This is a genomic window from Alsobacter sp. KACC 23698, assembly GCF_045348435.1.
In the GTDB taxonomy this organism is placed as follows: domain Bacteria; phylum Pseudomonadota; class Alphaproteobacteria; order Rhizobiales; family Beijerinckiaceae; genus Alsobacter.
Genome location: NZ_CP157484.1, coordinates 2,528,045 through 2,541,390 on the forward strand (window position 1 = coordinate 2,528,045; position 13,346 = coordinate 2,541,390).

At 71.6% G+C, this 13,346-nt stretch carries 10 protein-coding genes; 9 read left to right on the forward strand and 1 reads right to left on the reverse strand.

Going from position 1 to position 13,346, the window contains the following annotated elements; all coding sequences use genetic code 11:
• Positions 1-44: 44 nt before the first annotated feature.
• The 8 genes from ABEG18_RS11775 (at position 45) to lexA (ending at position 8,708) form a co-directional block, all read left to right on the forward strand.
• A complete protein-coding gene (locus tag ABEG18_RS11775) occupies positions 45-1,943 on the forward strand; it encodes a SurA N-terminal domain-containing protein (protein ID WP_406858245.1) in 1,899 nt (632 codons plus the stop codon).
• Positions 1,944-1,966: 23 nt separating this feature from the next.
• Positions 1,967-3,487, forward strand: coding sequence for an anthranilate synthase component I (gene trpE, locus ABEG18_RS11780; protein ID WP_406858246.1), 1,521 nt, complete (start codon positions 1,967-1,969; stop codon positions 3,485-3,487).
• An 82-nt stretch (positions 3,488-3,569) separates the two neighbouring features.
• Positions 3,570-4,181, forward strand: a complete 612-nt coding sequence (locus ABEG18_RS11785; RefSeq protein WP_406858247.1) for an anthranilate synthase component II — start codon at positions 3,570-3,572, stop codon at positions 4,179-4,181.
• Positions 4,182-4,200: 19 nt separating this feature from the next.
• Positions 4,201-5,214 carry an anthranilate phosphoribosyltransferase gene (gene trpD / locus ABEG18_RS11790; protein ID WP_406858248.1) on the forward strand — a complete coding sequence of 338 codons (1,014 nt, stop codon included), beginning with the start codon at positions 4,201-4,203 and terminating at the stop codon, positions 5,212-5,214.
• 5 nt (positions 5,215-5,219) lie between these two features.
• Positions 5,220-6,035 carry an indole-3-glycerol phosphate synthase TrpC gene (trpC, locus tag ABEG18_RS11795; protein WP_406858249.1) on the forward strand — a complete coding sequence of 272 codons (816 nt, stop codon included), beginning with the start codon at positions 5,220-5,222 and terminating at the stop codon, positions 6,033-6,035.
• A complete protein-coding gene (moaC, locus tag ABEG18_RS11800) occupies positions 6,032-6,529 on the forward strand; it encodes a cyclic pyranopterin monophosphate synthase MoaC (protein WP_406858250.1) in 498 nt (165 codons plus the stop codon). Before trpC ends, moaC begins: the two co-directional genes overlap by 4 nt.
• 31 nt (positions 6,530-6,560) lie before the next feature.
• A complete protein-coding gene (gene glp / locus ABEG18_RS11805) occupies positions 6,561-7,781 on the forward strand; it encodes a gephyrin-like molybdotransferase Glp (RefSeq protein ID WP_406858251.1) in 1,221 nt (406 codons plus the stop codon).
• Positions 7,782-8,009: 228 nt separating this feature from the next.
• Positions 8,010-8,708, forward strand: a complete 699-nt coding sequence (gene lexA / locus ABEG18_RS11810; RefSeq protein ID WP_406858252.1) for a transcriptional repressor LexA — start codon at positions 8,010-8,012, stop codon at positions 8,706-8,708.
• Positions 8,709-8,734: 26 nt separating this feature from the next.
• Here lexA and ABEG18_RS11815 read toward each other — a convergent pair whose 3' ends face one another.
• Positions 8,735-11,551, reverse strand: coding sequence for a ComEC/Rec2 family competence protein (locus tag ABEG18_RS11815; RefSeq protein WP_406858253.1), 2,817 nt, complete (start codon positions 11,549-11,551; stop codon positions 8,735-8,737).
• 125 nt (positions 11,552-11,676) lie between these two features.
• Between ABEG18_RS11815 and gltX the strand changes: the two genes are divergently transcribed.
• Positions 11,677-13,110 carry a glutamate--tRNA ligase gene (gene gltX / locus ABEG18_RS11820; protein WP_406858254.1) on the forward strand — a complete coding sequence of 478 codons (1,434 nt, stop codon included), beginning with the start codon at positions 11,677-11,679 and terminating at the stop codon, positions 13,108-13,110.
• Positions 13,111-13,346 lie beyond the last annotated feature (236 nt).

Sequence of the window (13,346 nt, forward strand, 5' to 3'; positions counted from 1 at the left end):
CGTCCCGGCCCTCCAGTCCGTCACGTTGAAGGAAGTTTCGCCCCATGATGTCAGGAATGCGCAAGGCCGGACAAAGCTGGCTCGGCCGCATCGTGGTGGCCGTCCTGTTCGGCTTCCTCATCCTCAGCTTCGGCATCTGGGGCATCGGCGACATGATCCGCTCGGTGGGCCACACCAATGTGGCCCAGGTCGGCTCCACCGAGATCAGCGCCCTCGCCTATCGCGACGCCTACCAGAACGAGATGCAGCAGCTGTCGCGCCGCATCCGCCGGGCGATCACCAATGACGAGGCGCGGGCGGTGGGCCTGGACCGGCAGGTCCTGTCCAAGATGATGACCGAAGCCACGCTCGACGAGCGGGTGAAGTATTACGGCCTCGCCATCTCGGACGCGACGATCGCCAAGGCGATCTTCGCCGATCCGGCCTTCAAGGGGCCGAGCGGCCAGTTCGACCGCAACGCCTTCAACGACGCGATCCGCAACCAGGGTTTCACCGAGCAGGGCTTCATCCGCACCCAGCGCGCCGTCTATCTGCGCCAGCAGCTCGCCGACACGGTGGCCGGAGCGCCGCCTGTCCCGGGCGTGCTGCGCGACGCCGTCCACCGCTACCAGAACGAGACGCGCGCCATCAGCTATGTGGCGATCGGCGCCGAGAAGGCCGGCGAAGTCCCGGCGCCCGACGCCGCCGCGCTGCAGACCTTCTTCGACCAGCAGAAGGCGGCCTTCCGCGCGCCGGAGTTCCGCAAGGTGACGCTGCTGCAGCTCAGCCCCGCCGACGTGGCCAAGCCCGACCAGGTGCCGGAGGCGGAAGCGAAGGCGTTCTACGAGCGCAACAAGGCCCGCTACGGCGAACCCGAGAAGCGCTCCATCCAGCAGATCGTGTTCCCCACCGCCGACGAGGCCAAGGCCGCGGCCGAGCGCATCAAGGGCGGCCTGAGTTTCGACGCCCTGGCCGAGGAGCGCAAGATCCCGCCCCAGGACCTGGACCTCGGCGTCGTCTCCAAAGACGGGGTCGTCGACCCCAAGGTCGCCGAAGCCGCTTTCTCGACCCCCGCCGGGTCGGTGAGCGAGCCCGTGGCCGGGAATTTCGGCTTCGTGCTCGTGCGGGTCGCCAGCATCCAGCCGGAGCAGGTGAAGCCCTTCGAGGCGGCGGCGGCCGAGATCAGGAACGAGATCGCGAAGGGCAAGGCCCGGGACGCGATGCAGGACGTCCACGACAAGATCGAGGACCAGCGCGCCTCGGCCAAGCCGCTGGCCGACATCGCCAAGGACCTGAAGCTCGCCGTCAAGCAGGTCGAGGTGGATCGCGCCGGGCGCGACAAGTCCGGCAAGCCGGTCGCCATCGCCGACCGGGACAGCGTGCTGAAGGCCGCCTTCGCCTCCGATGTCGGAGTGGACAACGAGGCCGTCTCGACCCGCGACGGCGGTTATGTGTGGTTCGAGATCGGCGGCATCGAGGCCTCGCGGGAGCGCAAGCTGGACGAGGTCAAGGCCGAGGTCGCGGCCGCCTGGAAGGCCGACGAGACGGCCAACAGGGTCGCCAGGATCGCATCCGACGCGGTCCGCAAGATCAACGCCGGATCGACCCTGGAGGCGGTGGCGGGCGAACTCGGCCTGGAGATCCGCACCGCCAAGGACCTGAAGCGCCAGGGCGCGGCAGGCGGACTGTCGCAGGCGGCCGTCGCCCAGGCGTTCGCCACCCCCGTCGGCAAGGTCGCGACCGCTCTCGGCGCCAGCGCGCAGGAGAGGCTCGTGCTGCGGATCGACGGCGCGGAGACGCCGCCCCTGCTCTCCACCCAGCAGGCGGCGCAGCAGCTCGACGAGCAGATCCGCCTCGCCCTCAGCGACGACATGCTGAGCGTCTATGTGCAGAAGGTGCAGCAGGAGATCGGGGCCAGCGTCAACGAGGCCGTGCTGCGCCAGGCGATCGGCGGGCAGTTCTGATGGCGACGGGGCGCTGACCCGGGATGGCGATCCTTCCGGCCTTCGACGACTTCGCCAGGACCTATGACGCCGGCGCGCCGCAGATCCTGCGCGTCTCGCTGGTCGGCGACCTGGAGACGCCCGTCTCGGCGTTCCTGAAGCTGAGCGAGGCCCGCAAGGGCCCGTGCTTCCTGCTGGAATCGGTGGAGGGCGGCGCGGTGCGCGGCCGCTATTCCATGATCGGCCTCTCGCCGGACCTGATCTGGCGCTGCACGGGCGCGGTGTCGGAGATCAACCGCGTCGCGCTGGACGAGCCCGAGGCGTTCGAGCTCTGCATCGAGCCCCCGCTCGACGCGCTTCGCACCCTCCTGGCCGAGAGCGCGGTGCCCTTCGGCGACGACCTGCCGCCGATGGCGGCCGGCGTGTTCGGCTATCTCGGCTACGACATGGTCCGCCACATGGAGCGGATCGGAGATCCCAACCCGGACGTGCTCGGCGTCCCCGACGCGGTGCTGGTGCGCCCCACCGTGATGGTGGTGTTCGACGCCGTGCGCGACGAGATCGTCGTGCTCAGCCCCGTGCGCCCGCGCGCCGGGCAGTCGGCCAGGGCCGCGTATGAACGCGCCGGCGAACGGATCGACGCCATCGTGGCGGCCCTCGAAGGCCCCCTCCCGGCGCCCCAACCCGTCGCCCCGGTGCGTCTCCTCTCGGCGTCCGGGACCTCGAACACCAGCCCCGACGAGTACAAGGGCATGGTGGAGCAGGCCAAGGAGCACATCCGCGCCGGCGACATCTTCCAGGTGGTGCTGTCGCAGCGCTTCGAGGCCCCGTTCGGGCTGCCGGCGCTGTCGCTCTACCGGGCGCTGCGGCGGGTGAACCCCGCCCCCTTCCTCTGCTATCTCGATTTCGGCGGCTTCCAGATCGTGTGCTCCTCGCCCGAGATCCTGGTGCGGGTGCGCGACGACAAGGTCACGATCCGGCCGATCGCCGGCACCCGCCCCCGCGGGGCGACGGCGGCGCAGGACAAGGCGCTGGGCGAGGAGCTTCTCGCCGACGAAAAGGAGCGCGCCGAACATCTCATGCTGCTCGACCTCGGCCGCAACGACGTCGGCCGCGTCGCCGAGATCGGCACCGTCACGGTGACCGACAGCTTCTTCCTGGAGCGCTACAGCCAGGTGATGCACATCGTCTCCAACGTGGAAGGCGTGCTCGCCAAGGAGCATGACGCCCTCGACGCGCTCGTGGCGGGGTTCCCGGCCGGCACCGTCTCCGGCGCGCCGAAGGTGCGGGCGATGCAGATCATCGACGAGCTGGAGAAGGAGAAGCGCGGCATCTACGCCGGCTGCATCGGCTATTTCGGCGCCAATGGCGAGATGGACACCTGCATCGTGCTGCGCACCGCGGTGGTCAAGGACGGCCGCATGTATGTCCAGGCCGGCGCCGGCATCGTCTACGACAGCGACCCGGACTCCGAGCAGCAGGAATGCGTCAACAAGGCCAAGGCCCTGTTCCGCGCCGCCGAGGAGGCCGAGCGCTTCGCCAGCGCGGCCCGGCGCGGCCAGTGAGGGCGTCGCACGCGCCGGCCCGCGGCTTGACGTGTCGCGGCGGGACGCCCCAAAAGGGAGCGGCGCAGCCGGACCTCAGCCGATGACGACCGTCACCCTCATCGACAACTACGACAGCTTCACCTGGAACCTGTATCACGACCTCGGCCGGCTGGGCGCGACCGTCGAGGTGGTCCGCAACGACCGGATCACGACCCGCGAGCTGCTGGACAAGGCCCCCGACGCCGTCCTCCTGTCGCCCGGACCCGGTACGCCCGACGACGCCGGCGTCTGCCTGGACCTGATCGCCCAGGCGGCCGGCCAGATCCCGATCTTCGGCGTCTGCCTGGGCTTGCAGGCCATGGGCCAGGCCTATGGCGGCTCCGTGCGCCGCGCGCCGCGGCCGATGCACGGCAAGGTCTCCACCATCCATCACCGCGGCCAGACCGTGTTTCGCGGCATCAACGGATCCTTCCGGGCGACCCGCTACCACTCGCTCGTCGTCGACCGGGCGGACTTCCCCGACGCGCTGCAGGTCACCGCGGAAAGCGAGGACGGGCTGGTGATGGGGCTCTCGCACAAGACCCTGCCGGTGCACGGCGTGCAGTTCCATCCGGAGAGCATCCAGTCCGAGCACGGGCTGACGATCCTTCACAATTTCCTCGACCTCGCATCCGAATGGAATAAGACGAGACGCGGGCGGGCGGTCGCCTGAGCCGCTGCGGAGCCTCGCCATGGACGCTTTCAAGCCCATCCTCGCCAAGGTCGCGACCGGCAGCCCCCTGTCGCGCGAGGAGGCCGAGCACGCCTTCGACACCATCCTGTCGGGCGGATCGACCCTGGCGCAGTCGGGCGCCTTTCTGATGGCGCTGAGGGTGCGCGGCGAGACGGTGGACGAGATCGCCGGCGCGGTGGCGACCATGCGAGCCAAGATGCTGCGCGTGGAGGCGCCGGCGGACGCCATCGACATCGTCGGCACCGGCGGCGACAATTCCGGCTCCTACAACGTGTCCACGCTCGCCGCCATGATCGCCGCCGCATGCGGCGTGCCGGTGGCCAAGCACGGCAACCGCGCCGCCTCCTCCCGCTCCGGCGCGGCCGACGTGCTCGCCGCCCTCGGCGTCAAGGTGGGGCTGGAACCGGCCCGGGTCACGCACTGCATCGCGGAAGCCGGCGTGGGCTTCATGTTCGCCCCGACGCACCATGCCTCCATGCGCCATGTCGCGCCGGTGCGCGTGGAGCTCGGCACGCGCACCATCTTCAACATCCTCGGCCCCCTCTCGAACCCGGCCGGCGTCAAGCGCCAGGTGCTCGGCGTGTTCTCCGAGAGCTGGCTGCAGCCGATCGCCGACACCCTGAAGGTGCTCGGCTCCGAGCGCGTCTGGGTCGTCTACGGGCGGGATGGCCTGGACGAGATCACCACCACGGGCGAGACCGCCGTCGTGGCGCTGGAGGACGGGCGCACCCGCTCCTTCACGATCACCCCCGAGGAGGCCGGCCTCCAGCGCGCGCGCCCGCAGGACCTCAGGGGCGGCGAAGCGGACCACAACGCCGCAGCGCTGCGCGCCGTTGTATTCGGCGAGCGCACCCCTTATCGCGACATCGCCGTGCTGAACGCCGCCGCGGGTCTCGTGGTGGCCGGCAAGGCCGCGACGCTGCGCGACGGCGCGTCCATGGCCCAGCAGGCGATCGACAGCGGCGCGGTGCGCTCCGTGCTCGACCGCCTCGTCTCAGCCTCGAACGGGTGAGCGCGGTGTCCGACATCCTCGCCAGGATCGAAGCCTACAAGCGCCGCGAGATCGCGGCCGCCAAGGAGATCGCGCCCCCGGCCGAGATGGAGCGCCGGGCCCGCGCCGCCGCCCCTCCCCGCGGGTTCATGCAGGCCATCGAGGCCCATCTGGCGCAGGGCCGGCCGGCGCTGATCGCCGAGGTCAAGAAGGCGAGCCCCTCCAAGGGCCTCATCCGCGCCGACTTCGACCCCGCGTCACTGGCTCGCGCCTATGCGGAGGGCGGCGCGAGTTGCCTGTCGGTGCTCACGGACGAACCCTCGTTCCAGGGCCGACCCGACTATCTCGCCGCGGCGCGCGACGCCTCGGGGCTGCCGGCGCTGCGCAAGGACTTCCTGTTCGAGCCTTACCAGGTCTACGAGGCCCGGGCCTGGGGAGCCGACTGCATCCTCATCATCATGGCCTCCGTGACCGACGCCGAGGCTCGCGACCTCGCCGCGACGGCGCGCGATTGCGGCATGGACGTGCTGGTCGAGGTCCATGACGCCCCCGAGCTGGACCGGGCGCTGCGCCTCGACACCCGCCTGGTCGGCGTCAACAACCGCAACCTGCGCACCTTCGAGGTGAGCCTCTCCGTTTCCGAGGAACTGGCGGGCCTGATCCCGGCGGACCGCATCATCGTCGGCGAGAGCGGCGTGTTCACACATGACGACATCCTGCGGCTATCCCGCTCGCGGATCGACACGTTCCTGGTGGGCGAGAGCCTGATGCGGCGGCCGGACGTCGCCGCCGCGACCAGGGAACTGCTGTTCGGCGAAGCGGCCAAGGCGGGCGCGGCGTGAGCGGGCTCACCCATATCGACGCCAGCGGCGCCGCCGCCATGGTGGACGTGTCGGACAAGGACGTGACCTCGCGCACGGCCGTGGCCGAGGGCGCGGTGGTGATGCTGCCCGAAACGCTGGCCCTGATCCGCGCCGGCGACGCCAAGAAGGGCGACGTGCTCGGCGTCGCCCGCGTGGCGGGGATCATGGCCGCCAAGAAGACGCATGAGCTGATCCCCCTCTGCCATCCCCTGACGGTGTCGAAGGTCGCCGTCGACCTCGTTCTCGACGAGGCCCTGCCGGGCGTCCGCGTCACCGCCGTCGTCAAGGTGTCCGGCCAGACCGGCGTGGAGATGGAGGCGCTGACGGCGGTCTCGGTGGCCTGCCTCACCGTCTACGACATGGTGAAGGCGGCCGACCGCGGCATGCGGATCGAGGCCGTGCGCCTGCTCCGCAAGGACGGCGGAAAATCCGGCTCCTGGCGGGCCGAAGAGGCCCCTGCCCCCTCGACTTGACCGCCCGCGGGAAGGCCCGGAAGGATTGACCATGACCGCATCCGAGCCGCTCCTCTCCGTCGACGAAGCCCTGAGGCGGGTCCTGGATGCGGCCCGCCCGGTGCTGCCGGCCGAGGACGTCCCCATCGCGGACGCGCTGGACCGGACCTTGGCGGCGCCGCTCGCGGCGTTGCGGACGCAGCCGCCCTTCGCGGCCTCGGCCATGGACGGCTACGCGGTGCGGGCCGCGGACGCCGCGGCGGGAGCGCAGTTGCGGGTCGTCGGCGAGGCGCCGGCGGGCCGGGCCTTCGGCGGAAGCGTCGCGCCCGGCGAAGCGGTGCGGATCTTCACCGGCGCGCCCCTTCCCGAGGGCGCGGACGCCATCCTGATCCAGGAGAACGCGCGCGCGTCGGACGGGGCCGTCACGGTGCTGGAGGCGCCCTCGCCGGGCCGTTTCATCCGGCCGGCCGGGTTGGACTTCGCGACGGGCGACGCCCTGCTGGCCGAAGGCCTGAGGCTGACCCCGCGCAGCGTCGCGCTCGCCGCCGCCATGGGCCATCCCGTCGTGAGCGTGCGGCGCCGCCCGACCGTGGCGGTGCTGGCCACGGGCGACGAGCTCGTCAGGCCGGGCGAGGCCGCGCGGCCGGACCAGATCGTCGCATCCAACACCTATGCGATCGCCGGCATGGTCCGCCGGGCCGGCGGGACGCCTGTCGATCTCGGCATCGCGGGCGACAGCTTCCAGGCGCTGGAGAACGCCATCGAGGCCGCGATCGCGGCGAAGGCGGACGTGCTGGTGACGCTCGGCGGCGCCTCGGTGGGCGACCACGACCTCGTGCAGTCCGCCCTGACCCGGCGCGGCATGACGCTGGGCTTCTGGCGCATCGCCATGCGGCCCGGAAAGCCTCTGATCTTCGGCCGCATGCAGGGCATGGCCATCCTGGGCCTGCCGGGCAACCCGGTCTCGTCGATCGTGTGCGGCAGGCTTTTCCTCGCCCCCCTCATCCGCGCGCTCCAGGGCGACCCGAACGCCGGCGCCGACGTCACAGAGCCGGCCACGCTGGGCGCCGACGTCGCCGCCAACGACTCGCGCCAGGACTACCTGCGCGCGACGCTGGAGCGCGGCCCCGGCGGCGAGCTGCGGGCCACGCCCTTCGGGCCCCAGGATTCATCGATGCTGCGGGTCCTGGCGCAAGCCGACTGCCTCCTGGTGCGAAAGCCCCACGCCCCTCCGGGCAAGGCCGGAGACCCCTGCCGGATCGTGAGGCTCTGAGCCGAAGGGCCCGACGGTCGACGCCAGGCGGCCCCGGGTCGCTCGCTTCCCAGCACGCTGGCCTGAGCCTTCCGAAGCCCCCCGCGCATGCCGCCGCAGAGCCCCCATGACGGAATCGCGGGGGACGATTGCGGAACACAGGCTGAACATGTATGGTTTGTTCGTGATTTGTTTTGACGAGTCGCCGGGTGGTCCCGGTCGCCGTCGGACAGCGGAGATCCTTGCGCGATGTTGACGCGAAAGCAGCACGAACTCCTGCGCTTCATCCACGATCGCCTGCGCGAGGACGGGGTGCCGCCCTCCTTCGACGAGATGAAGGAGGCGTTGGACCTGAAATCGAAGTCGGGCATCCACCGCCTCATCATGGCGCTGGAGGAGCGCGGCTTCATTCGCCGGCTGCCCAACCGGGCGCGCGCCATCGAAGTGGTGCGCATGCCCGAGCAGTCCGTGCCGGGCCAGGCGCCCCGCGGCCGCTTCAGCCCGAATGTGATCGAGGGCAATCTCGGCAAGCTCCGCCCCAAGGTCCTGGGCGAAGAGGCGAACCAGAACGTGTCCATCCCGGTGATGGGCAGGATCGCGGCGGGCACGCCGATCTCGGCCATCCAGTCGCGCAGCCACACGATCAGCCTGCCGCCCGACATGCTCTCCACCGGCGAGCACTACGCCCTGGAGGTCCGCGGCGATTCGATGATCGAGGCGGGCATCCTCGACGGGGACACCGTGGTGCTGCGCAAGCAGGACAACGCCGACAATGGCGACATCATCGTCGCCCTGATCGACGACGAGGAAGCGACGCTGAAGCGGCTTCGCCGCCGCGGCTCCTCCATCGCGCTCGAAGCCGCCAACCCGGCCTTCGAGACCCGCGTCCTCGGTCCCGACCGGGTGCGCATCCAGGGCAAGCTGGTGAGCCTGCTGCGCAAATACTGAGCCTCGGCTCGCGCGCCTCGTCCCGCTCACTTGCGCCCGTCGAGGGGATCGGGGTCGGGGTCGACGTCGTCCTCGGGGCTCAGGGCCGGCCGGATGGCGGCCGGTGGTTTCGTCAACGGATCGGGCGCCGGCGTGCGAGACGCGCGGGCCTTCCCGGCTTCAGGCGATGGGCTTTGCGGACCTTGGCTGGGTTTGGCCTCCACCGGCGCAACGTCAGCCTGCGCGGCGTCAGCAGGCTCGGCGCTGCCGGAAGCGGATCGCGGCTCCTCCGGCGCCGGTGCTGACGGCGGGGTCGAGGCCTTGCTCTTCTTTTTCTTTTTGCGCGGAGGCGGCGACTCGACCGGGCGCGCCTCCTGCGTCGGCGCAGCGCCATCCTCAGCCGCAGGCGCTGCGGCGGCGGGCGGTGTGCGGACGGTCTGGCCGGGAGCGCTGGCCGGGGCCCTTGGCGCCGGCGTTGCCGGAACCGGAGCCATCGGCGCAGCGGAGGCCGCCGCTTCGTCGTCCTCCTCGCCAAGGGAGGGCGTCCCGCCCTGCGCGGCGCGGGCGCGCGCGGCGGCGGCTTCCAGCGCCTTGGCGCTGGGCTCGCGCGGCGCCGCGGGCCGCGGGATCCAAGGCCGGTCGCGCTGGGGGCTGCGCTCGCTCTCGATGCGCAGGCCCTCTCCCTCGCGGACCAGCGCCACGGCGCCCAGCGCGGCGAGGCGTGTCCGGTCGAGCACCAGCGGACGGTCGCACCAGGCGGGCGCGGCGAGCGGGGTGACGATGATGGCGGCGCGGTCGCAGTCCTCCGCGAAGGCCGCCGCCGAGAGCACCTGCGACAGGGCCTTGCCGTCCGCCATTCTGACCACGCAGCCGAGGGGATCGCACGACGCGCCGGCGCCGAGGCTGAGGTCGCCGGTGTTGCGGGCGTCGCCATCGGCCCTGAGCCACTGCTCGGTCACGAAGGATCCAGCCTGCCGGCCGACGATCACCATCCGGCCCTCCGGCCCGCGCACCGCCAGCGCGCGCCCGTCCCGCGCCATGACCACGTCGGGCGCGCGGGACTGAGCCGCCAGAAGCACGCCCGCAAGGCCGAGCGGGACGCCCAGCCACCGCAGCGCGGTTCGCCAGAGCGTCAGCCACAGGAGGGACGCCGTGAGCAGCAGCACCGCTCCGGCTCCGAAGGCCTTCACCGCCTGGGTCGATCCCGACCAGGCATGGATGCGCGCGGAGATGCGGAGCATGCCCTCCACGCCCAGGCCCATGATCTGCCAGATCGGCCCGTCGAGGCCGAACGGATAGGCGATCGCGCCCAGCAGGGCGGCCGGCATCACGATCAGCGAGACCAGGGGCAACGTCATCGCGTTGCCGAAGAGGCCGAAGGGCGTGAAGCGCTGGAAGTGGAAGAGGCCGTAGGCGCCGGTCGCCGCCTCGGCCACGAGGGTCGACAGCACCGTCCCGACGAGGTGGTGCTTCGCGCCCGCGACTGCGCGCCCGATCCAGCCGCTCGGGGGCGCCTTGGGGCTCGCCTGCGGCAGGCCCAGGCTCGTGAAGCTGCCCGCCTCCGGGTCGACGCCGCCATGGCCGGGCCGCTCGAACACCGCGATCAGCGCCGCCACGGCGGCGAAGGACATCTGGAACCCCGGCGCCAGGACCGATTCCGGCTCGATGGCCAGGATCAGCAACGCCGCGAGGGCGAGGTTGCGCATCGACAGCGCCGGCCGATCGACCAGCATCGCGCCGAGCAGCACGAGCGTCATGACCAGCGATCGGACTGTCGCCACATCGCCACCCGCGAACACCGTGTAGCCGGCCCCGGCGACCATCGCGCAGCCGGCGGCCCACTTCTTGATCGGCCGCCGCAGCGCGACGGCGGGCCAAAGCGCCAGTCCGGCCCGCACCAGCCAGAACACCATCCCGGCCGCCAGCACGAGATGAAGGCCGGAGATCGAAACGACATGGTAGATGCCGGCCGCCCGCAAATGGTCGTTCACCTCCTCGGGGATGAGCCCGCGCTTGCCGGTGACCAGCGCGGCCGCGACGCCGCCCGCCGCCCCGCCGATGGCGGTCGCGATCCGCTCGGTCATGGCGTTGCGCGCCCGGTCGACGGCGGCGAGCAGGCGCAGATCCCACGGGAGGTCCGGCGGCGCCGGGACGATCGCGATCGCGCCCGACAGCGAGCCCACGGCGCCGATCGCGCCGAAATAGGCGTCGCGGGCGAAGTTGTACCCTCCGGGCCGCGACGGCTCAGGCGGAGGCAACAGCCGCGCCGTGGCGGTGATCACGTCGCCGGCCCGGGCCGTCGGCCGGTTGGGCGTCGTCAGCCGCACCCGATAGGGAATGGCGGAGGCGTCCATGCCTTCGATGCCGGACGGGCGGATCATCAGGCGGCCGCCCGAGATGCGGTTCTCGACCGCCTCCACCGTCCCGGTGAGCTTGGCGACCCGCACCCTGTCGAGCACCGGCGCGGCCATGGCCAGCGTGCGCAGCGTGGCGGCCAGGAAACCGGCGAAGATCGCCGCTGCCGCCACGCAGGCGATGAAGGCCGGCCGGGAGCGCGCGCGGGCCGCCAGGGCGCCGCTGGACGCGACGACGAGGCCCAACGCCGGGGCCCACCACGACGGCTCCTGCTCCGCCGCGAAATAGGCCAGCACGCCCACGCCGACGGCGACCGGCAGCCACAGGAACAGCCGGCGCTCCTCGATCTCCCGCCGGAACAGCCTGCGCAGCGCCGCGCCGAAGGATGCGCCCAGCTCCATGAGCCAGGTCGGCAGGCTGCGCCCGTCCGGCCGCAGTCCGGCCAGGACGCCCCCCGCGCCGGCGGCGATCGCCGTCGCCCTGCCGGCTGGCGAACGGCCTCGTTCCATGCCGCGCATCCCGAAAGCGGGCGCCCTTAACCTCGCCCGCCATTGATGCTACACGACGGCCTCCTGCGGACCAGCGACGGGGAGTTGCATCGTCCGCCCCTGTCTTTTCCGAGATCCTTGGCCCGATGTCCGCACCTGTCGTGACCCGTTTCGCTCCCTCGCCGACCGGCTTCCTGCATATCGGGGGCGGCCGTACGGCGCTGTTCAACTGGCTCTACGCCAAGCGCTTCGGCGGCAAGATGCTGCTGCGCATCGAGGACACGGATCGCGAGCGCTCGACGGAGCCGGCCATCGCGGCCATCCTGGACGGGCTGCAGTGGCTGGGCGTCACCTGGGACGGCGACGTCGTTTACCAGTTCGCCCGCGCCGCGCGGCACAAGGAGGTCGCCGAGAAGCTCCTGGCCGAGGGCAAGGCCTATTACTGCTACGCCAGCCAGCAGGAGCTGGAGAAGATGCGCGAGCAGGCCCGCGCCGAAGGCAAGCCGATGCGCTATGACGGGCGCTGGCGCGACCGCGACCCCAGCGAGGCGCCGGCGGGCGTCAAGCCGGTGATCCGGCTGCGCGCCCCGACCGAGGGCGAGACCGTCGTCGACGACCAGGTCCAGGGCCGCGTCGTCTGGCAGAACAAGGACCTGGACGACCTCGTCCTGCTGCGCTCCGACGGCACCCCGACCTACATGCTGGCCGTGGTGGTGGACGACCACGACATGGACGTCACCCATGTGATCCGGGGCGACGACCACCTGACCAATGCGGCGCGCCAGACGCAGATCTACCAGGCCTGCGGCTGGGACGTGCCGAGCATGTCGCATATTCCGCTGATCCACGGGCCGGACGGGGCGAAGCTCTCCAAGCGGCATGGCGCGCTGGGCGTCGACGCCTACCGGGCGCTCGGCTATCTGCCCGCCGCGCTGCGCAATTATCTCGTACGCCTGGGCTGGAGCCATGGCGACCAGGAGTTCTTCACCACGCAGGAGATGATCGACGCCTTCGATCTCTCCGGCATCGGCCGCTCGCCCGCGCGGTTCGACTTCGCCAAGCTGGAGCACATCAACGGCCACTACATGCGCACGAGCTCCGACGAGGATCTCGTCAAGGCCATCGAGGTCATCCTGCCCGAAGTCGGGCCGGCGCGCGGCGCGCCCGCGTCGCTGTCGCCCGGCTTGCGGCAGGCGTTCGTCGCCGCCATGCCGGGCCTGAAGGAGCGGGCCAAGACGCTGATCGAGCTGATCGACAACGCCTATTACCTCTATGCGTCGCGCCCGCTCGGCCTGGAGCCGAAGGCCGAGCAGCTTTTGGCCGACGGCGGCCGCAGCCGCATCGCGGCGCTGATGCCGCAGCTCGAGGCGCTCGCGGACTGGTCCGCGGCGTCGACCGAAGCCGCGGTCCGGGCCTTCGCCGAGACGACCGGCGCGAAGCTCGGCCAGGTTGCGCAGCCCCTGCGCGCCGCCCTGACCGGGCGAGCGACGTCGCCCGGCCTCTTCGACGTCATGGCCGTTTTGGGCCGCGACGAAAGCCTCGCGCGCCTGAAGGACCAGGCGCAGAAGGTCCCGGCCTGAGGACGGGCAGCCATGCACGGCCGAGCCCGACTTTCGGTGTGGTTGAACGCCCCCGGGAATTGGGCTAGCAAACGCTAGGCCTCAAGCGAACTTTCGGCGGCGGACCCGGTTTTTGCCTCGATTCCAGGCAAACCGAGAGCCCTCGCGAGCCCGCCTGGCCCCGCCGGCAGCGGCGAAGCGTGATGGTGCTGGCTGCTGGTCGCCTGCCTTGATGTCTTGGCCCGAAGGAATTCCGC

Bases quoted from the DNA above. Each gene is read 5' to 3' on its own strand.
- ABEG18_RS11775 (WP_406858245.1), top strand. From the start codon at position 45: ATGATGTCAGGAATGCGCAAGGCCGGACAAAGCTGGCTCGGCCGCATC.
- trpE (WP_406858246.1), top strand. From the start codon at position 1,967: ATGGCGATCCTTCCGGCCTTCGACGACTTCGCCAGGACCTATGACGCC.
- ABEG18_RS11785 (WP_406858247.1), top strand. From the start codon at position 3,570: ATGACGACCGTCACCCTCATCGACAACTACGACAGCTTCACCTGGAAC.
- trpD (WP_406858248.1), top strand. From the start codon at position 4,201: ATGGACGCTTTCAAGCCCATCCTCGCCAAGGTCGCGACCGGCAGCCCC.
- glp (WP_406858251.1), top strand. From the start codon at position 6,561: ATGACCGCATCCGAGCCGCTCCTCTCCGTCGACGAAGCCCTGAGGCGG.
- lexA (WP_406858252.1), top strand. From the start codon at position 8,010: ATGTTGACGCGAAAGCAGCACGAACTCCTGCGCTTCATCCACGATCGC.
- ABEG18_RS11815 (WP_406858253.1), bottom strand. From the start codon at position 11,551: ATGGAACGAGGCCGTTCGCCAGCCGGCAGGGCGACGGCGATCGCCGCC.
- gltX (WP_406858254.1), top strand. From the start codon at position 11,677: ATGTCCGCACCTGTCGTGACCCGTTTCGCTCCCTCGCCGACCGGCTTC.